This window comes from Myroides sp. DW712, from assembly GCF_046557355.1.
Lineage (GTDB): Bacteria > Bacteroidota > Bacteroidia > Flavobacteriales > Flavobacteriaceae > Flavobacterium.
This window is the reverse complement of record NZ_JBKFDO010000003.1, coordinates 232,268-251,333: the sequence shown is the minus strand read 5'-3', so window position 1 is coordinate 251,333 and position 19,066 is coordinate 232,268. Positions and strand designations below refer to the sequence as shown.

15 protein-coding genes and 3 tRNA genes are annotated in these 19,066 nt (G+C 37.1%); 9 read left to right on the top strand and 9 right to left on the bottom strand.

The features are described 5' to 3' along the window. Positions 1–424: 424 nt before the first annotated feature. From ACLJX0_RS04075 to ACLJX0_RS04060, 4 genes are all read left to right on the top strand, one after another. Positions 425–497: transfer RNA gene (locus tag ACLJX0_RS04075), tRNA-Gly, on the top strand. 15 nt (positions 498–512) lie between these two features. Further along, positions 513–598 (top strand) — tRNA-Leu (locus tag ACLJX0_RS04070). A gap of 121 nt (positions 599–719) precedes the next feature. Next, positions 720–1,073, top strand: a complete 354-nt coding sequence (locus ACLJX0_RS04065) for a hypothetical protein (protein ID WP_410878686.1) — start codon at positions 720–722, stop codon at positions 1,071–1,073. Positions 1,074–1,231: 158 nt separating this feature from the next. After that, positions 1,232–1,317 (top strand) — tRNA-Leu (locus ACLJX0_RS04060). Between the two features lie 135 nt (positions 1,318–1,452). Here ACLJX0_RS04060 and clpX read toward each other — a convergent pair. The 9 genes from clpX to ACLJX0_RS04015 form a co-directional block, all read right to left on the bottom strand. Then, positions 1,453–2,694, bottom strand: a complete 1,242-nt coding sequence (gene clpX, locus ACLJX0_RS04055) for an ATP-dependent Clp protease ATP-binding subunit ClpX (RefSeq protein ID WP_410878684.1) — start codon at positions 2,692–2,694, stop codon at positions 1,453–1,455. A gap of 2 nt (positions 2,695–2,696) precedes the next feature. Further along, positions 2,697–3,356 (bottom strand): ATP-dependent Clp endopeptidase proteolytic subunit ClpP, encoded by a 660-nt coding sequence (clpP, locus tag ACLJX0_RS04050; RefSeq protein WP_410878682.1) that lies wholly within the window; start codon positions 3,354–3,356, stop codon positions 2,697–2,699. An 84-nt stretch (positions 3,357–3,440) separates the two neighbouring features. Continuing rightward, positions 3,441–4,766 (bottom strand): trigger factor, encoded by a 1,326-nt coding sequence (gene tig / locus ACLJX0_RS04045; RefSeq protein WP_410878680.1) that lies wholly within the window; start codon positions 4,764–4,766, stop codon positions 3,441–3,443. A 98-nt stretch (positions 4,767–4,864) separates the two neighbouring features. Further along, positions 4,865–5,221, bottom strand: a complete 357-nt coding sequence (locus ACLJX0_RS04040) for a phage holin family protein (protein WP_410878678.1) — start codon at positions 5,219–5,221, stop codon at positions 4,865–4,867. Positions 5,222–5,233: 12 nt separating this feature from the next. Then, the gene (locus ACLJX0_RS04035; protein ID WP_410878676.1) at positions 5,234–6,853 is read right to left on the bottom strand and encodes a hypothetical protein; all 1,620 of its coding nucleotides are present in this window, start codon (positions 6,851–6,853) and stop codon (positions 5,234–5,236) included. Between the two features lie 18 nt (positions 6,854–6,871). After that, positions 6,872–8,122, bottom strand: a complete 1,251-nt coding sequence (locus tag ACLJX0_RS04030; RefSeq protein ID WP_410878674.1) for an OmpP1/FadL family transporter — start codon at positions 8,120–8,122, stop codon at positions 6,872–6,874. Positions 8,123–8,431: 309 nt separating this feature from the next. After that, on the bottom strand, positions 8,432–11,374 hold the full coding sequence (locus ACLJX0_RS04025) for a gliding motility-associated C-terminal domain-containing protein (protein ID WP_410878672.1): 2,943 nt from the start codon (positions 11,372–11,374) through the stop codon (positions 8,432–8,434). 307 nt (positions 11,375–11,681) lie between these two features. Continuing rightward, a complete protein-coding gene (locus ACLJX0_RS04020; protein WP_410878670.1) occupies positions 11,682–12,455 on the bottom strand; it encodes an alpha/beta fold hydrolase in 774 nt (257 codons plus the stop codon). A 2-nt stretch (positions 12,456–12,457) separates the two neighbouring features. Further along, positions 12,458–13,171, bottom strand: coding sequence for a pyridoxine 5'-phosphate synthase (locus tag ACLJX0_RS04015; RefSeq protein WP_410878668.1), 714 nt, complete (start codon positions 13,169–13,171; stop codon positions 12,458–12,460). A gap of 94 nt (positions 13,172–13,265) precedes the next feature. Between ACLJX0_RS04015 and ACLJX0_RS04010 the strand changes: the two genes are divergently transcribed. The 5 genes from ACLJX0_RS04010 to ACLJX0_RS03990 all read left to right on the top strand — a co-directional run bounded on the left by ACLJX0_RS04010 (position 13,266) and on the right by ACLJX0_RS03990 (position 19,047). Beyond that, positions 13,266–13,925, top strand: coding sequence for a CBS domain-containing protein (locus ACLJX0_RS04010; protein WP_410878666.1), 660 nt, complete (start codon positions 13,266–13,268; stop codon positions 13,923–13,925). A gap of 1 nt (position 13,926) precedes the next feature. After that, complete coding sequence (locus ACLJX0_RS04005; protein ID WP_410878664.1) at positions 13,927–14,811, top strand: NAD kinase; 885 nt, start codon at positions 13,927–13,929, stop codon at positions 14,809–14,811. Positions 14,812–14,947: 136 nt separating this feature from the next. Beyond that, positions 14,948–15,628, top strand: a complete 681-nt coding sequence (locus ACLJX0_RS04000) for a DUF6089 family protein (protein ID WP_410878662.1) — start codon at positions 14,948–14,950, stop codon at positions 15,626–15,628. Beyond that, positions 15,629–16,369, top strand: coding sequence for an isoprenyl transferase (locus ACLJX0_RS03995; protein WP_410878660.1), 741 nt, complete (start codon positions 15,629–15,631; stop codon positions 16,367–16,369). Positions 16,370–16,380: 11 nt separating this feature from the next. Continuing rightward, on the top strand, positions 16,381–19,047 hold the full coding sequence (locus ACLJX0_RS03990; protein ID WP_410878658.1) for an outer membrane protein assembly factor: 2,667 nt from the start codon (positions 16,381–16,383) through the stop codon (positions 19,045–19,047). The last annotated feature ends 19 nt before the right edge of the window (positions 19,048–19,066 follow it).

Sequence of the window (19,066 nt, the reverse complement as noted above, 5' to 3'; positions counted from 1 at the left end):
ACATCACTACTAACGGGGTTTCTGCACAAAGAGATTCATGTTTGTTAACTAATTAACAATACTATTTAGAACCATTCCGCTCAAAACCATTCTTCAATCAACAATATAAGGAAATAACAGTAAATATTTTTAATAATTAAACATAAAAAAAGGAAAATTAACAAATTAAAAATTCAAATTAAAAGTTAAGAAACAAAAAATGCATTAACATAAAAAAAGAAATAATCTCCTGATTAATTGAATCGCAAAATACAGTCTCATCAAGCCAAAGCAAACAGGGTAAAAAAATAAAAGCTTAATACTTTCATTATCAAGCAAAAGCAATAAAAACAGAATTATATCTATAAAAAAGCTTGGAAAACAACAATTTCTATTTTATATTTGCACTCGCAATACAGAAGTACTGCACGATCTTATAAGATATGCGAAAATAGCTCAGTTGGTAGAGCGCAACCTTGCCAAGGTTGAGGTCGCGGGTTCGAACCCCGTTTTTCGCTCAGTAATTTTATTACGCTCGAGTGGTGGAAGTGGTAGACACGCTGGACTTAAAATCCAGTGAACAGTAATGTTCGTGCGGGTTCAAGTCCCGCCTCGAGTACAAAAAGTCCCAAGTTAACGCTTGGGATTTTTTTTTGCTCTGTATTAGCGGATTGTCATTTGCTGATACACTCCCGATTTTTAGTTGACCGAAATTATATTGAATTTAGTACATTTTTATTATGAGCGCAATCGTTATTAGCCAGAAAGAAAATGAGACGTATAAGTTCACATTTGAACATCGAAGAGGACGAACTCTACTGACTAGCCAAGAACACACCACAAAAGAAGCAGTTTACCAAACCATAGATTATCTCAAAAGCAACTTCTCCGCCGTAGAAGCTATTCGCTTCAAAACCCCCAGTGGAAAATTTTACTTTAAAACCGTGATTGAAGGCAACACCTATGGTACAAGTCGCCGATTCAATACCGAATTGCGTTTTGAAAATGGCATTGAAGAGGTTATTCAGAATTTTGTAACAGCAGAAACCCTTGACTTATCTGTAGATATTTTTAGCGATTTTCCTGAAGATTAACAAGAAGAAGAAAAAAATAAAGAATAAAAACACTGATTATCAGCAAGTAAAAATTGAGAAAGAAAAAAACATTTCTTTTTATTAATTTTTTTCTTGCGAGACGCTATTATTATTCTATCTTTGCACTCGCAAAACAGTTCTAATACTGATGAGTAGAGGCTCGAGTGGTGGAAGTGGTAGACACGCTGGACTTAAAATCCAGTGAACAGTAATGTTCGTGCGGGTTCAAGTCCCGCCTCGAGTACAGAAAGTCCCAAGTGTATAACTTGGGACTTTTTTTGTTTATGACACACTATTTATATGCAAAAAAACAGTGTTGGACTTTCATCCAACACTGCTTCTCTTCTTGTATTTCATACTATAAACCGTCAACTGTAAACTAACTCGCTGCTTCTAATCGCTGCATTAAGTTTTTGTTCAACGCTTGTTCCGTATATACACGATCAACGACTAATTCTTTCACTTCTTCTTTACTCGGTAGCTCATACATCGCATCTGTCAAGATAGCCTCACAAAGTGAACGCAATCCTCTTGCGCCTAATTTGTACGCTAAGGCTTTATCTACAATATAATCTAGCGCATCATCCGTAATAGTAAAGGAGATTCCATCCATATCGAACAATTTCTCATACTGCTTGATTAACGCATTTTTAGGCTCTGTAAGAATCGCACGTAGCGTTTCTCTATCCAATGGATTCATATAGGTTAAAACAGGCAGACGACCAATAATTTCAGGGATTAATCCAAAGTCTTTTACATCTTTCGGAATAATATACTGCATCAAATTCGTGCGATCTACTTTATCCCCTTCTTTGATTGAACCATACCCCACGGATTGGAAATTCAATCGCTTAGAAATGATGCGTTCAATTCCGTCAAAAGCACCACCAGCAATGAAGAGAATATTTTTGGTATTTACTTCAATAAATTTTTGATCCGGGTGTTTTCTTCCCCCTTTAGGTGGCACGTTAACAATGCTTCCTTCTAGTAATTTCAACAAAGCTTGCTGAACTCCTTCGCCAGACACATCACGGGTAATAGAAGGATTATCACTTTTACGTGCAATTTTATCAATCTCGTCAATAAAAATAATTCCGCGTTCTGCCTTATCTACCTCGTAATCTGCAGCCTGTAGCAATTTCGTCAGAATACCTTCCACATCTTCTCCTACGTATCCCGCTTCAGTCAACACGGTTGCATCTACAATAGCCAAAGGTACATTTAGCATTTTGGCAATCGTTTTAGCAACCAACGTTTTTCCTGTTCCCGTTTGTCCTACCATTAAGATATTGCTCTTTTCGATTTCAATATCTTCCTCCTCACCATTCATTTCTTGTAATAAACGCTTGTAGTGATTATAAACCGCCACAGCCATTACTTTTTTTGTTTGATCTTGTCCGATTACGTATTCATCTAAGAAAGCGCGAATTTCCATTGGTTTTTTCAGCAATAGCTCATTCGACAACCCTTCTAAGTGTTTTGCATCTTCTTCTTCGAGAACGATTCCATACGCTTGGTCCACACAACGATCACAGATATGCGCATCAATTCCCGCAATGAGAATCGCTGTTTCTGATTTTGGACGCCCGCAAAAAGAACATCTCATTTCTTCTTTCGCCATATTTATTCTCTAATTAGAACCTCATCAATCATACCATAGGCTTTTGCCTCTTCCGCAATCATCCAGTAGTCTCTATCACTGTCATGATGTACTTTCTCCATGGTTTGCCCACTGTGTTTTGCTATGATTTGATATAGTTCATCTTTTAATTTTAAAATTTCTCTTGCTGTAATTTCAATATCTGAAGCTTGCCCTTGTGCTCCTCCTAACGGCTGGTGAATCATCACTCGAGAGTGAGGTAAAGCCGAACGTTTACCATCCGCTCCTGCGCATAGCAAAACAGCCCCCATAGAAGCAGCCATTCCTGTACAGATAGTCGCTACATCGGGTTTAATAAATTGCATCGTATCGTAAATTCCCAAACCAGCATACACTCCTCCACCTGGAGAATTCACGTAAATACTAATATCTTTTTCGTTATCTACACTAGACAAGAACAACAGTTGCGCTTGAATGATGTTCGCTACATAATCATCAATTGCCGTTCCCAAGAAAATAATGCGATCCATCATTAAGCGAGAGAAAACATCCATAGAAGCTACGTTCATTTGACGTTCTTCAATAATGTAAGGGGTCATGCTACTTACGATTTTATCGTAATACATGCTGTTTATTCCGTGATGCTTTGTTGCGTATTTTTGAAATTCTTTTCCGTAGTCCATAAATTATTTCTGTTTATGATTAAAAAAATGAGCGTCTATTCATTTAAAATAGACGCTCAAATATACTTATTTTTCAGGAAAGAATTATTCTCCGTACATTTCCTTAACGAAATCTTTGTAAGAAACTTCTTTCACTTCCGCTTTTACTTTATCTGTAAATAAAGCTAGCATTTTTTCGTTCATTGCTTGTTCAGAGATACGTCTAACCTCATCTTGGTTTGACATCACTCTAGCTACGATATCTTCAACCGTTTTATCATCTGGTTCTGTTTGACCAAACTGAGCCAATTGTTCTTTAATTAACTTTGTTGTGTACGCTTTAATATCTTCAAAAGATAATTGTAATTCATATTGCGTCATTACTTTACCTTCAATTAATTGGTAACGCAATCCTTTTTCCGATTTTTCGTACTCAGCAGCAGCTTCTTCTGCTGTCATTACTGTTTCTCCAGCTGTCATTAACCATTTTTTCAAAAATTCTGCTGGTAAATCAAATGACGTTGTTTCTAACAATGATTCAAAAACATCGTTTAAGTATTTTTGATCCGCTTGAGAAGCGAATTGTTTTTCTGCATCTTCTTTAATTTTTTCTTTCAATTGCTCTACTGAAGTTACTACACCAGCGCCGAACAATTTATCGAAAAGCTCTTGATTTAATTCTGCTTTTTCAGATTCGTTGATTTCATTGATTGTGAAAACAACATCCACTTCTAATCCGTGAACTTTATCGTGGTCAATTCCTAAAACATCCATTAGTTTATGATCATCTTCGAATAACCCTTTTGTGTTAACCGTAACTTGATCTCCAACTTTTTTGTTTAAGAATTTCTTTTGGTTTGTTTTTGTTCTGAAATCAGCAACCGCGATTGTCACCTCTTTGTTGATTCCTTCTTCTTCGTTTGTAACTGTAGCTACTAATTCAGAAGTTTCTTCAACTGCTTCTTTCGATACTAACTTTCCGTATTGTTTTTGGATATACTCTACTTGTTCGTCTAACATTGCCTCATCCGCAACGATAGTGAATTTAGTCACATTTGTTTTACCTTCCAAATCAACAGTAAACTCAGGAGCTAATCCTAATTCGAAATCAAATTTTAATACATCAGCATCCCAGTCAAAGTCTTCACTCATTACAGGAAGTGGATTTCCTAAAATATCTAATTTTTCTTCTACAAGATAATTATTCAATTTCTCTTGCAACATTTTGTTTACTTCTTCGAACAATACAGATTTTCCGTATTGTTTTTGAATCAAACTCATCGGTACAGCACCTTTTCTAAATCCAGGAACGTTAGCGTTCTTTTTATAGTTAGATAACACAGTATCTACATTACCTTGGTAATCTTCTTTTGCAAGTTCAATAGTAACAATTGCATTAAGAGCATCTACATTATTTCTTGTAATATTCATTTTTTGATGTATTTACATATAAAATTGGGTTGCAAAAATAAATTATTTTTACAACCCGTCCAACTTTTTAAGTGTTTGTCTTTCAACTATTAAATTTTTTATCCCTGTCTTCGTTCGTCATTTGGCAGTATCCCATTTACGATTGATTGGCAAAAAGCCAAGATTAAGCTAAATAATAATGCGTACCAAAATCCATTGACTTGAAAACCATCAACAAAATAAGCGCTCAGCATAATAATGATGGCGTTAATAACGAACAGGAATAGCCCCATGGTAACGATGGTCGCGGGCAAGGTCATAAAGACCAACACAGGACGCAAGAACACATTTAATATTCCCATTACTACAGCAACCCACAGCGCGGAGGTCCATCCTGTTACGTGTACACCTGGCAAGAGCCAACAAAGAAATACGACTAATGCCGTTGTAACTAATAATCGAATAATAAAACTCATTTACTTCATTTTTTAATTTTGTAAAACTAGGGTTGGTCCTGGATAAACGGCAGGATTTACGAGTGGAATATTCGCTTTGTAATGCTTGTTAATCACGCGTAAAATTTCAGCTGCGATAAACGCATATCCTCTCGGGTTCAAATGCACACCATCTAAGGAGAACATTACCGTATTTAAATTTCCTACGCCTTTAAAATAATCAGCAGTATAAATTTGTCCATCTTCTACTTTTAATCCACTCACAGCTTTACGCAATAAATCATTCATATCAGCAACCGCCAATCCTTTCTCATTGGCCACACTTTTTATAATTGTGTTAAATGCTGTTGTTGCCGCTTGCACTTTTTCTTGCTCTACCTCATTCAAGACAAATTTATCTTCGATAGGAAATGTAATTCCCTTAATCAACATCCCATCCATTGTTGCATTCCCTGTATTCAGAGCTGCTCCAATTTGAGCTCTACTTGTCAATAACATCAAATCTTTTGCTGTTGCATGTCTAGCTTGTCCAAAGCTACTAGCGATAAAGGAAATCTGTTGATCCGTCAATTCAAACGGGAACGTACCTGACGCCACCAAGAATTTGATCGTTCCATACAATTGAGGTTCTAAATTCTCCAGCGTTTTATCTTGAATCAACAGTGGGTTTGCTTTGTCTTTATCCAACAATTGTAAGCGATCACCTTGTCCAAATTGCGTCAGAATTTCTTTAAACATCCCCACCAACGTATTTAACTGACCAAAAACCTCATCTGGGTTTTGACCTGGTTTCACTACAGCTTCTGCTGTAATAGGATTATAGGGTACTGTAGTAAAAAATGGAATAGTCGTTACATCTGGTACCGTTGCTACCACTCCTTTTGCCCCTCCACTCGTCAACGTATTCACAATGCCTTCGTAGGCCATTTTAAACACTCCTACATGCGTAATATCATTGCTCCCATATTGAGTTAAATCTGTTCCGCTAGCTTGTTCATTTTGATCCAAACCTTCTCCACCTGAAGTAGCATAGGCCAATACGTCATTTGCTCCAATCCAGTTGGTAAAAAAGGTAGGTTTCAGCGTCATCACATCCGCCATGACTGTTGTTTCATCTGAAGTAGCCGTACGCACAAAATATGGATTTGCTTTTCCAAGTACCAAATTACTCATACTACCATAACCAGGTGCGATGAGATGAAATGTTTTTGCACCCGGCACCCCTGCATTGTGATACGCTTTTTGTGCTCTTTTGGCTACATCTAACGTCACAGTCCCCTTCTTATTTTCAGGGCTACTCGTTGACATATTCATCACTAATTTAGTATCAAATCCAGGTAGTGGACTACCGTTTATCAACATCCCTCCAACATCATTGCTATCATCCTCTAAAGGCGGTTGAGTAAATTCCCCTCCTCCAACAACTTTAAATTGTTGCGCTAAGATATTAGGGAAAGAGTTTTTCTGTCCAGAGCGATACAACGTTCCGTCCATATACCCTGCAGTCAAAGAGTTCCCTATCGCTACATAGGAAGAAAAATCAGCTTCTCCGGCATAGTAAGTTCCTGAGTTAATTTCATCTTTGATTGAAGGCTCACATCCAGCTGCTAAAAAAGCGAGAAGTGGTGCTATATATAAATATTTTCTTTTCATTTTAAATCGCTTTAATCATTAAAAACTATACGTAATTCCTATTCCTCCACTAGTAACCGCTGACTTATATGTTCCTCCGAAGGAAACATTTTGCCCATCTTCATCGTAATAATCATACGAACTATTAGTATCGCTAAAATGCAGATAAGAGAATACAAGATCCACTCCGATTCCATTTTTAAACTTATAGGTTAAACCACCAGTATAAGCACGGGAATCATTTCTAGGTGTTTCGGGAGCGAAATAGCCTTTTTGCACAGGACTTTCATCATAATACCATCCCGCGCGTAAAATTAGTTGTTCATTAACGCTGTATTGCGCCCCTACACGATAGGTACTTGAATCTTTATAATTTCTAGGATTGATTGATTTTGGCACAGTACTGTCAACAAAATCTATCACGAGTGCATCATATACTTTCCAGAAGGTTCTATTGTAATCAAAAGCAAATACCCATTTATCCCACGTATAAGAAGCACCAACAGTTAATTCTGCTGGTAGTGGCATTTCAGCCTTAATTTTACCATCTTGATAGATGTCTTTTCCAAAACCAGGAACATTAGAGAACTTCGCCTTACCACTCGTTTCTTTCATGATAATTTTAGAGCGATAATTCATCCCGAGTCTCAGGTGATCATCCACACTTAGTAAATAACCTGCAGTCCATCCCCAAGCCGTTACATTTTTAGCTTCAATTTCTACACTGGTACGTTTTCCCTCTTCATTGGTGGTGTTACGCGCTACATTTCGATCAAACGTCACTCCTCCATTTACAAAGATAGGTCCCCCACCAAAGCTGAAGTGTTTGCTCACTTTAATCGCAACAGTTGGCTGGAAATAAAAGGCTTTTAAGTCAATATTATTAACCAAATGAGACCCTTGCCAATCCCGATCCCAATCTACAGCGCTTCCATAAGGCGTATAAACCGCTAGACCAACTGTCATCCAATCCGTCGCTTTATAAGTCCCATAGAGATAAAAAGGCGTTCCCGGGTTTCGGGTATCATTTTCCCAATCGTAAGTCTTATTTTGAAATTTAGTATCGGCGACCAAATAATTCATCCCAGCAGAAAAGTTGAACTTGTCCTCTAGATAAACGGATGCCCCAGGGTTAAAAAAAAGTGATTCTGCACCACTACTAATAACCGCTACCCCTGCATGTCCCATTGCAAGCTGTCTATTTCCTTGCATACTAACACGATAACCACCCGCATACACAGAGGCAGTTAATAGTGTCAGTAGAGATACTGATATTACCTTTTTTATCATAATTAACACTTATTTTATTTCATTTCTAGTAAATATAAAAAGATATCTTAATTTGACAAATTTTTAATACCCACTTTAACACTAAAAAAGAAAAAATAGAAACAATACTTCTGTTTTTAAAAACAATTCAAACCCTTACCCTGCTTTTATTAAGAGATTTTCATTTTATTTCTTAATTCAACAATACAACAGCATTATTTTTGAGTACATTCTTAACAAAAAGTGATGTTTCATATAAAACAAAAAGCGCTGCCTCCACAAGAGAGACAACGCTTCAAAATATAAACTAAAAAACGTAAGAATTCTATTTTAATATTGGAGGTAAATCCACCCTGTATAGGTGTCCTTTAAGATATTCTGCATAACGTAGAAGTAGGTACCCACTGGTAATAGTTTATTCCCTGCATTAGATTGTCCATACCATTCTTTTTTGTAGGCTCCAGCACTATACACCATAACTCCCAATCGGTTATACACCTTCAGACTAATCACATTATACGCACTCAAATCCAAATAATCATTTATCCCATCAGCGTTTGGTGAAATTCCTCTCGGGATGAATACTTTCTGGTAATTGATATCTTTACACGTATCACATGCTTCTACAGGATCTTCATTCCCTTCTGCTTCAACAGTAACTACGTTAATAAACGCATTCGTATGATCTTGCGGAATAATCAAGGTAACCTTATACGTCACTTGATCACCAACATCCAACACAGATATAACATCCATCAAATCCCCTGCACCTGAAGTTCCCATCGAACTCGACCATTGCATCTGCTTCACTCCTTCAGGCATGATATCTGTAACCTCAACATCAACAGCCGTTCCGGGTCCTTTGTTTTCTACTACAATAGTATACGTTGTTTGTTGTCCTGGAATATAGTACTGTATTCCATCATCTTTTACCGCGTGTAAATCAGCTTGATACAAGATAGGCGCAATCGTTGGATCATTGCGTTGAGCTGTTGTGGGATCATCAGACAATTGCGCCATAGTCCCACCATGTGTAGTTGCGGTCAACGAAGCTTGATTCAATACTTGTTTTGCTCTAAAATCGGCTTCTGTAATAGTATGGTAAGCTTGTACGCGAACCTCTTCTTTTGGGTTTAAAATGGAAATTGTCGATGGACTTAATGATCCAGAATCTGCATTTTCATCCGTTAACACAATATCTTTAACGGCAATTTCACCAATATTTTTCACAACAATCTCATAAGCAATTCGCTGACCAATGCGATTGTAATCCTCTTCCACTACTTTTTTCGTAAACTCGAGTTTTCCCAATGCCACAATAGCTTCTGATTTATTATTATCGAGATCAGGATCAATATTATCACCAACAACAGTTGCTACGTTCAAATATTCTCCCTCCCCTTTAATTTTTACTTTAATTTCCAGACGAACCTCTTCTTGTGGTTCTAGCTCACCAATTGTCCATTCACCAGTTACTGCATCATAACTTCCTTGAGTTGCTGTAAAGCTGATAAATTCATAACCAGAAGGTAGTAAATCAGTAACTACTACCTCAAGATCTGTAAAAATTTCATCTAGATTTTTCACTACAATTTCAAATACAGCAACACCATCATCTTGTGATTTTACTTTTTTAGTAATAGACAAATCCGTACAAGGTTTTACTAACACATCTAGTGGTAAAGACATATTACTCCAACCACATTCCTTTTTAATTTTTACCGCATACATGCCGCTTACTGACACATCGATAAAGTTTTCTGTGGTAATCTCTAGGGATTCTCCATTCAAAAACCACTCATATTCTAGAGAATCTTCTTCCGATTCTAGTCGAACCGTACAATCGTCATTTTGCTTTATGTTAATAGGCGCTTTAGCAGCCTCTCCAAAAGAAGAGAAAAACGCAGACATGGAGAATCCATCCCCTTGCTGTACTAAACTAGCAGTAAGCGGTAAGTCAGAACGCAAGACAATATTTTCAGGATTGCCAATAGAAGTATGGGTAAAAGTAATCATATACAGCCCACTATCTCCGAGTGCCACACGCGTTCTTCCCGTTAGCGTCTCAATATTTTGGTTGTTGAGATAAACGATTTCTGTTGGGTGCTCAATAATCGCAAATCCCATATACGGTAAACCGCCATCGTTGTAATTTATAAATTTTTTTGTTTGAATATTAATAGAGCCCGCACAGCCTCCGATAGGCAATACCGTAGAAATATCCGTTTCACATTCAACAGCAGTTCCTGCATAGACAATAACTTCATTATCAGATATCACTAAACTTGAAGAGTTTGGATTTCGACCATCCCCATGATAAAACGAATAATAATCTCCTGCATTAGCTAAAACATGCGTAACCATTGTTCCTGTTTCCCCCCCTTGCGGTGTAAAACTTTTGATTGTAACCGTCGTATTATCTTTGGTTGCTACAATTAAACTTTGTTCTGATCCCAAAAACTGGTTACGTTGTGTATCATTGGGAATTGTACCCTCCCCACGCACAACCAAATAGCGATTACCTAGCATATGCACTGGAGCCACTTGATCAAAAGTTCCATCTTGTCCATTTATTCCCCCTGGTCCGCATAATCGAGGGGTATCCCCCCAGTTCCCGACATTGACTACCACCGACTTTGTTGCCGTTAACAGACTTCCTAAAGGGGCTTTAAACAGTCGACTTTGACCATTATTTAACGTAAAGGTCGTTGTGCCTGTTGCCTGTTGCACTTCTATCTCCGTTTCATCCTCTGTTGCCATTACGGAATAAACTGGAGCATCTTCATACAATCCTTGGGTACTTTGTCTGTAATATCCCAAACGAAACTCCACACCTAATCCTTCTTCGCCAAAACTTACTAAAGATGCATTACCTTTAATATTTTCAACCCCTAAAGAGGTCCATCCTACCGTGGCATCCGAAGCAATATTTCGCATATTTACTAATACAGGCGCTGTTGCTTCTACCAATAAGCCCCGATCGTTATAGGTAGTATTAACTACATTTCTATTCTGCGTATTCGCCGTTCCTACAAAGCGATAAGAAACCGGATTATTAGCTGTAACCGTTAACGTAGTCAAAAGCGTTCCATCACTTTTTTTCAATTGGACCTCAACAGGGTCTGTAGATAAAGTTCCTATTACAATCTGATTAGCGGTACTCCAATATTGCCACGGAGCAGGTGCTATATGGTGCATCTTATAATATTGAGCACTTGCAGCATGACTCAGCAAAAGTAAAATACAGAGAAGTAAAATGTTTTTTTGTTTCATAACTATCGTTCAATCTAAGGTTGGTTGATACTAAACCTGTGTTGGTTGGCCTCAGGTTTCTTTTATTCTAAAATAAAACTGGTCCAATTTAAGTTAAATTTAACTATACTGCAAATTCTTGAAAATAAAAAAATAATTAAAAAATATTATTTTTTTTATTTTAACATCCAAAAATTACATTTTTAAACAAAAAACACATTTTATTACACTTATCAAATACACCATACTTCACTTTCATTATTGCTAACAAAAAAAGGCTCCCGCAATTCTTGCGAGAGCCTTTATCTATAACTATTTGTTTGGTTTACTATTCTAAAAATCCCGAGACAATTTCAAAAAACAATTGGGGATTTTCTGCATGTAGCCAATGGCCAGCCTTGGGGATGGTTTTAATCACTGCTTGAGGGAAGTGTCTTTGAATGAGAACCTCGTCTTGTTCCTGAATATACTTAGAAGCACCACCGCGTACAAAAAGCGTTGGTTTATCAAACAAGGCGTTTTCAGCTATACCTTCTCCTACCACGTCTTCATCTTTATTAAAGACAGCTAAATTAAATCGGAAGGCCAATTGATCTGGTTCTTTCCAATACAAGCTTTTCAATAAAAATTGTTTAGTACCAAAATCAGTAATACGTGCACTTACCATTTCGTCCACTTCTTTTCGCGATGGTTTTGTTGTAAAATCAACGGCATTCAACGCATCTAGAATATCTTGGTGATGAGGTGCATAAGTACGAGGAGAAATATCAGCAACAATCAATTTTTCTACGCGGTTTGGGTATTTTGTAGCCAAATGCATCGCTACTTTCCCCCCCATTGAATGGCCTAATATTATAGCATCACCTAAAGCATAATGGTCCATATAACGAATAATATCTTCTACCATAACCGCATAAGACCACTCGTCTGAATGAAAACTACGTCCGTGATTTCTCAAATCAATTAAGTGCATTTCATACCCTTTTTCCACCATCTGTCTACCAAAGGTATTCCAGTTATCCGACATCCCGAAATAGCCGTGTAGTACCAACATCGGTATGCCTCCTTCTCCTTCAATTTTCGAATATAAAATCGTTTCCATACTTAACTCAATTTATTAATATACATATTAACTACATTTTCTAACCCCAAATAAAGCGATTCTGCAATTAAAGCGTGTCCGATAGACACTTCTAGTAAATGAGGAATATTCGCTTTAAAAAAGGCAATGTTATCCAAACTCAAATCGTGTCCCGCATTGATTCCTAAGTCTAACTCAACAGCTAATTCTGCCGCTTTTACATAAGGATCAATCCCCTTTTCATTTCCCAAACCATATTGTGTAGCAAATTCTTCTGTATACAGTTCAATACGGTCTGTCCCTACGAGTTTAGCTCCTTCAATCATCTCCAACACAGGATCCACAAAAATCGATGTGCGAATTCCCTGTTGTTTGCACTCCTGGATCACTTCAGTCAAGAAGTCTTTGTGTTTTACCGTGTCCCATCCAGCATTAGAAGTCAAAGCATCTACTGCATCAGGCACTAAAGTTACTTGTGTAGGCTTGCATTCAAAGACTAATTTTAAAAAGTTATCCATGGGATTCCCCTCAATATTATATTCTGTATGCACAACCTGAACCAAATCTCTAGCATCTTGATAGCGAATATGACGTTCATCTGGTCGAGGGTGAATCGTCACCCCTGCAGCACCAAACGTTTGAACATCTTCAGCAACTTTTAATAAATTAGGTACATTTCCTCCTCTTGAATTTCTTAAGGTAGCAATTTTATTGATATTTACCGATAGCTTTGTCATAATTAAGATATTAAAAAACAAAAATACAAAGTATAAGTAAGGCTTATTGGTTTATTTTTAATTATTTTGCAACAGCATTTCAATCGAACCTATTTTGATTACTCTAGAATCTTTACTTATCGACGTACCTGTACTAACTAGCAACATGCAAGTGAGTGAGGTTATTGACTTTTTAGATCAACATGACTATTCTCATTTGGCAGTTGTCGATTCCGACAACAAATGGCTGGGCACTCTTGCTACGGATTTCTTGTATGAGGTAGATGAAACAGAGCAGATAGGAAACTTAACCTATCAGGTACTGCCTTTTTTTGTGCGTTTAACGGACGATTTAGCCAGCATTACTGATACGTTCACGCGCCACGCAAGTAATCTTTTACCAGTGTTAGACGAAGCGATGCAAGTAAAAGGGATGCTTCCAAAAACAGCTGTATCAGCGAATTTACTAGAAAGTACCTTTTTAACGGAACCCGGAACAACCCTTATTATTGAGGCAAAATCAGAAGCTTATAGCCTTTCTACCGTGGTTCAACTTGTAGAAAGTAACAACACCAAGCTATTGGGGATTCTCGTGCTACAGACCAAGGACGACAAGACACAACTTCTTTTGCGTTTGAATCAAAAAAACATCGAGACAATTATTCAGGACTTTCGCCGTTTTGACTTTGACATCCTCTCTCATCATGAGGAAGATTTACATCAGAGCAAGTTGATTGAACACTCCAATTATCTAAACAAATTTTTAAACCTTTAGTATGAAATTTGCAATTTACGGGCAAACCAACAAAACCATTGTACAACAAATCGTTCATCGTCTTTTAGATGTGTTAGAGACCTATCATCCTACAATCATCTTTGAGAGCAATTTTTATCAGTTGTTGAACGAGATTCATTTACTTCCCAAGGAATATGAAACCTTTGACGATGAGAATGAGCTTCCAACAGACGTCAATTTCTTTATCAGTATTGGAGGAGATGGTACGATGTTGCGCGCGGCAAATTTTATTAAAAACAAAAATATCCCCATTGTAGGAATCAATGCAGGTCGATTGGGATTTTTAGCTAATATTCAAGAAGATACTCTTGAAGAGCATTTACCTCATCTCTTTCAGAACACCTACAAATTATCGAGAAGGGCTTTGTTAACAATCGCATGTGATCCCGTAGCTAATTCAAATTTTGACATTAATTTTGCCCTAAACGATATCACCGTTTCTCGAAAAAACACGACTTCTATGATTACCGTTGAGACCTATCTTGACGATGAGTACTTGGCAACCTATTGGGCAGATGGGTTAATCATCTCTACTCCTTCAGGATCAACGGGCTATTCGTTGAGTTGCGGAGGTCCCATTATTGAACCAGAAACTGGTTGTTTTGTCCTCACGCCTTTAGCTCCACACAATTTGAATGTTCGCCCCTTGGTGATTCGCGATAACCTTACCATTAAACTAAAAGTAAACGCCAGAGAAAGTCAATTTTTACTTTCTGTTGATAGCAATACGCAAGCAGTAAATAACGAAACAGAAGTAACCATTTCAAAAGCGCCCTTTACGATTAACCTGGTGGAGTTTCCTCAACAAAGCTTCATCAAAACCCTGCGCAATAAATTGTTGTGGGGGGAAGATAAACGCAATTAAAACGCAACAAAAACGCTATTTTTTTCGTTACATTTATTGTTTGGTTCAAGATTTTGTTCGTATTTGGTTCAACAAAATATTTTTTTTCAAACAAAGAGCGCTCATTATTACTATATTTGTGAATTATTTTAACAAAATGAAAAAGGCCTTAATTACATTTATCTTACTACTATCCATGCCTTTAGCCCATGCGCAAATTCATGAGGTAGGCTTTGGCTTAGGGGGTACAAACTATGTAGGAGACGTTGGTTCTACGCAGTTTATCAATCCAAAAAATATAGGCTATAATGTTTTTTATCGATGGAACAAAAGTCCACGACACTCCTATCGGTTGAATTTTAGTCAGCACAAATTAACGGGAAATGACGCCGATGCATCGAGTGAAAGTAGAAAAGAAAGAGGCTTGCGTTTTGACAATACGCTTCAACAGTTGAGTTTGGGTATCGAATTTAATTTTTTTGAATTTGATTTACATCAAGAAAACTTTGCTATGACTCCGTATCTCTATGCAGGTATATCAGGAATACGTTATTCCGACATTTACCACAGAAACAAAAAGATGATAAAAGGAGACAAGAAATACACTGCAGCAATTCCCTTTGCAGCAGGAATGAAAATTCGATTGAATCCTCAGATTAATATAAATGCAGAAGTAACCGCAACGTATACTTTTACGGATAATTTAGATGGCAGTCATCCTACCACAGCGAATACGAAACGCTATCGTTTTGGAAAGAATGGAAATGATTGGTTTTTCTTTTCGGGTATTACGATAAGCTATACTTTTGGACATAATCCTTGTTATTGCGCAGATTAAATGAAATTGAAAGAACAAATTAACATGAGCAATCTACCCAAGCACATTGCAATTATTATGGATGGCAATGGTAGATGGGCTAAACAAAGAGGTTTTCTACGAACAATTGGCCATGAAAATGGCGTACAATCCCTTAGAACAACCATTACCACATGCGGAGAATTGGGTGTTCAGTATTTAACACTATACGCTTTTTCTACAGAAAATTGGAATAGGCCCCAATATGAAGTAGACAAATTAATGGAATTACTAATTAAAGCGTTAACCAAAGAAATTCCTACTTTCATGAAAAATGACATCGCACTAAATGCGATAGGAAATCTTGATTTACTCCCCCAGAAGGTAAGAGAAAAATTAACCGACGCAATTGATAAAACGAAAGAAAACAAAAGGATGACTGTAACTTTAGCATTAAGTTATGGCTCCAGAGCAGAAATAATACACGCAATTAAGGAAATTTCTATTAAAGTTAAAAATAATATAATTTCAGAATACAATATTGACGAATCAATTATTAATGAGCATCTTTACACGCATAATGTGCCCGATGTTGATTTGTTAATTCGCACCAGTGGAGAGCAAAGAATAAGTAATTTCTTGCTTTGGCAAATCGCTTATGCAGAATTGTATTTTACGGAGGTATTATGGCCAGATTTCTCAGAGGAAGAACTATATCGTTCTATTCTATCTTATCAAAAGAGAGAGAGAAGATTTGGAAAAACTAGTGAACAAATTAAATAAAAACGAAAATAATGTTTCAAAAAGGCATCTCACTTTTTGCTCTGTTTATTGCAGGTCTAATTTGTAGTAGTGCACAAGCACAGCAAGGGGACAATATTCCTACTTTAGAAACCCCTAAAACCTACATTTTAGGAGATATAAAAGTTACTGGTAAAATTAATTACAACCCGCAAACGGTTGTAACTTTTACAGGTTTAAATAAAGGTCAAAAAATTTCTGTTCCTGGAGAAGAGATTTCAGATGCTTTAAAAAAGCTGTGGAAACTCGGGTTTTTTAAAGACATTAATATTTACGAAACATCGGTTGTCAACGATACCATCAATTTAGAGCTTACCTTAAATGAGTTACCTCGTTTGAATAGTGCCAAAGTAAAAGGGTTCAAGAAAACCAAATCTGAAACGGTGACAAAAGAGGCTAAATTGACAAAGGGTAAAATCGTCAATGAGAACTTGCTTTCTACTACAAAATACTTCCTTTTAAACAAGTACAAAAAAGACGGGTTCTACAATACGAAAGTTACCCTCAATACCGTACCTACAGATTCCACAGGAAAATATGTGGATTTAGTGGTTGGTATTGACAAAGGGAAAAAGGTGCGTATTTCAGATATTACTTTTGATGGAAACGAGCAATTGACCAACAAACAGTTGCGTAAAGCCTTAAAAGACACGAAAAAACGCAGTCCCTTCAACCCAATGCGTATCTTCAAACCTTCGAAATTCATCCAATCGAAATACGAGGAGGATTTAATGCGTTTGGTAGACAAATACAAAGAGAAAGGATACCGCGATGCACGTATTATCACAGATACAACCGCATATAATCCAAAAACGAATCGCATGGCGATTAACATTGATGTAGAGGAAGGAAACAAATACTACATCGGAGACATTCGCTTCATTGGAAATACGGTTTATACGAACAATCAACTTCGAAGTATTTTAGGGATTGAAAAAGGGGAAGTTTACAACGGTGTTTTATTAAATAAACGCATAGACGAACCATCAAATCCAGATGGTTACAACTTAACCAATCAGTATCAAAACAATGGGTATTTATTCTCTAATATTACGCCTGTAGAGGTAAAAACAGCGAATGACACCATTGATTTTGAAATTCGAATTACAGAAGGACCCATTGCGCGTTTCAATAATATTACAGTTCGTGGAAACGAGTATACACATGACCACGTGATTCACCGTACGCTAAAAACTAGACCTGGAGAAATCTGGAGTAAGGCTATGGTAATGGAAAGTATGCGACGTTTAGGAGCCTTGAATATTTTTGATGCGCAAGCCATCGTACCGGACATTTTAAATCCAGATCCAACCTCAGGGACTGTAGATGTGGAATGGTCAGTAGCAGAAAAAGGATCGAGTCAGATTGAACTACAAGGAGGATATGGTGGAGGAGGGTTCATCGGAACCTTAGGATTGTCGTTCAACAACTTCTCTTTGCGTAATATTTTCAATAAAAAAGCGTATCATCCGTTCCCTATGGGTGACGGTCAGTCGTTAGCCTTGAGATTACAGGGAAGTTCATACTACCAAACCTACAGCTTGAGTTTTTCTGAACCTTGGCTAGGTAGAAAAAAACCCGTGAATTTGTTTGGTACCGTTGCTTACAGTACACAACATTTATACGATTACTACAACAGAAGAACAGACCGCAGTAGAGGTTTTAACATTACCACCTTACAGTTTGGAGTTGCGAAGCAATTAAGTGTACCAGATGATTATTTTGTATTATCACACACAATTAGCTTCCAATACTATGACATGAAGAACTACAACACGGGATTATTTACCTTTGGAGACGGATCTTCTAGAAACTTAGCATATCAAATCGAATTAACGAGAGACAGTAGAGGAATGGATCCAAACTTCCCAACTATGGGTTCGTTCTTTAGTATTAGTGGAAAATTTACCCCACCATACTCGCTATTCAATAATGTGGATTACAAAAATTTAGCTGATCAACAAGACTATAAATACCGATCTAAACCTGGACAAACTGACCCGAATACTGGTTTAGTTATTCCAGAAGGCACCTACTTAAATGCTGCAGGACAACCAGTGAGCAACTGGCAAGATGCCACTGCAGATGCGAGTAAAGTCGATCAAAAACGTTTTAATTGGTTAGAATACTACAAATTAAAATTCAAAGGGGATTGGTATACCACAATTTTTGATAAATTAGTATTCAGAACTGTAGGAGAATTCGGATATATGGGGGCATACAATAACAACCGCGGGGTTGTTCCATTTGAGCGTTTCTATGTAGGAGGAGATGGATTAGTAAACTTTTCATTGGATGGCCGTGAGGTTGTTCAGTTAAGAGGGTACAAAAACCAAGCCTTAACACCAATTAATCAATATGGTGAACAAATTGGAGGTACGATATACAATAAATTCACCCTAGAATTACGTTATCCTATTACATTAAAACCAAGTGCCTCTGTATATGTATTATCATTTGCAGAAGCTGGAGCAGCCTATGATTCATTCAAAGACTATAATCCTTTTGACGTAAAACGCTCGGCTGGATTAGGAGTACGTGTGATTATGCCAATGTTTGGTTTACTAGGAATTGACTTCGGTTATGGATTTGATGCACCTCCAGGAACAACACAGAAAAATGGTTGGGAGACACACTTTATCCTTGGGCAACAGTTTTAGTAACACAATTTGCTAAAAT

What these genes read in the sequence shown, in the direction of transcription:
- ACLJX0_RS03995 (WP_410878660.1), top strand. Translation starts at nt 15,629, where the DNA reads ATGAAATTGAAAGAACAAATTAACATGAGCAATCTACCCAAGCACATT.
- ACLJX0_RS04020 (WP_410878670.1), bottom strand. Translation starts at nt 12,455, where the DNA reads ATGGAAACGATTTTATATTCGAAAATTGAAGGAGAAGGAGGCATACCG.
- ACLJX0_RS04025 (WP_410878672.1), bottom strand. Translation starts at nt 11,374, where the DNA reads ATGAAACAAAAAAACATTTTACTTCTCTGTATTTTACTTTTGCTGAGT.
- clpP (WP_410878682.1), bottom strand. Translation starts at nt 3,356, where the DNA reads ATGGACTACGGAAAAGAATTTCAAAAATACGCAACAAAGCATCACGGA.
- clpX (WP_410878684.1), bottom strand. Translation starts at nt 2,694, where the DNA reads ATGGCGAAAGAAGAAATGAGATGTTCTTTTTGCGGGCGTCCAAAATCA.
- tig (WP_410878680.1), bottom strand. Translation starts at nt 4,766, where the DNA reads ATGAATATTACAAGAAATAATGTAGATGCTCTTAATGCAATTGTTACT.
- ACLJX0_RS04065 (WP_410878686.1), top strand. Translation starts at nt 720, where the DNA reads ATGAGCGCAATCGTTATTAGCCAGAAAGAAAATGAGACGTATAAGTTC.
- ACLJX0_RS04005 (WP_410878664.1), top strand. Translation starts at nt 13,927, where the DNA reads ATGAAATTTGCAATTTACGGGCAAACCAACAAAACCATTGTACAACAA.
- ACLJX0_RS04030 (WP_410878674.1), bottom strand. Translation starts at nt 8,122, where the DNA reads ATGATAAAAAAGGTAATATCAGTATCTCTACTGACACTATTAACTGCC.
- ACLJX0_RS04040 (WP_410878678.1), bottom strand. Translation starts at nt 5,221, where the DNA reads ATGAGTTTTATTATTCGATTATTAGTTACAACGGCATTAGTCGTATTT.
- ACLJX0_RS03990 (WP_410878658.1), top strand. Translation starts at nt 16,381, where the DNA reads ATGTTTCAAAAAGGCATCTCACTTTTTGCTCTGTTTATTGCAGGTCTA.
- ACLJX0_RS04000 (WP_410878662.1), top strand. Translation starts at nt 14,948, where the DNA reads ATGAAAAAGGCCTTAATTACATTTATCTTACTACTATCCATGCCTTTA.
- ACLJX0_RS04035 (WP_410878676.1), bottom strand. Translation starts at nt 6,853, where the DNA reads ATGAAAAGAAAATATTTATATATAGCACCACTTCTCGCTTTTTTAGCA.
- ACLJX0_RS04015 (WP_410878668.1), bottom strand. Translation starts at nt 13,171, where the DNA reads ATGACAAAGCTATCGGTAAATATCAATAAAATTGCTACCTTAAGAAAT.